We start from the raw sequence: 650 nt of genomic DNA on the forward strand, positions 1-650 counted from the left end.
CGAACCGCCGCGCGCCCAGCCCCGTGAACGGCACTACCCAGGACCGCCCCGACGCCATGATCACACCACCCACACCACCACCCACACCAACGTGCCACACCACCAGCAGCCACGGAACAACCCTTAGTCAATGCTCAATGATCATTCGATCGCGATATTGCGACGGAAACAATTCCTTGCTGCTGCTTTGTTGCAGCCAAAAATGAATGGCATTCACTCCACACGCCTGCCACGGTCCACCATTACGCTTCATGACAGCGAAGGCAATGCGATACAGCAGCGTGACACCATCATGTGACACACCTTACTCTACGTCAATCAATTAGGGAGATTACGCTTCTGTACACGCCTTTGGGCTAGCAAGGCGGGATCGAGTGGCAGCCTCAGCTGAGGTACAGCTCTCTCGTACTAAGGGCTCGTAACAGGATGATGAACGGGTCTTCTTGAGGTGCCTCGGGCGGTTGGGGCCGCAGGCCAGCGAGAGGAACGCGTTGTGGGGTTCGGTTCGGTGCTCCCAGCGGACGGCGGGGCGTTTGAACTGGTGGAGCAGGGCGAAGGTCTGTTCCACGGCGTAGCGGAGTTTGCCCAGGCGCTGGATGTTCGGGGCGCCTTTGCGGGAGATGACCGGCAGGATCTCCCGCCTTGCGCTG

1 protein-coding gene is annotated in these 650 nt (G+C 59.5%); it reads left to right on the forward strand.

Features of this window, described 5'->3' with window-relative positions; translation table 11 throughout:
• Nucleotides 1-130 precede the first annotated feature (130 nt).
• Entirely contained in the window at nucleotides 131-298 is a 168-nt protein-coding gene (locus LUZ64_RS36805; RefSeq protein WP_232390659.1) for a hypothetical protein, read from the forward strand.
• Nucleotides 299-650: the final 352 nt, after the last annotated feature.

Origin of the sequence: Streptomyces albireticuli (assembly GCF_021228125.1) — a bacterium.
GTDB lineage: Bacteria > Actinomycetota > Actinomycetes > Streptomycetales > Streptomycetaceae > Streptomyces > Streptomyces albireticuli.

What these genes read in the sequence shown, in the direction of transcription:
- LUZ64_RS36805 (WP_232390659.1), top strand. Translation starts at nt 131, where the DNA reads ATGCTCAATGATCATTCGATCGCGATATTGCGACGGAAACAATTCCTT.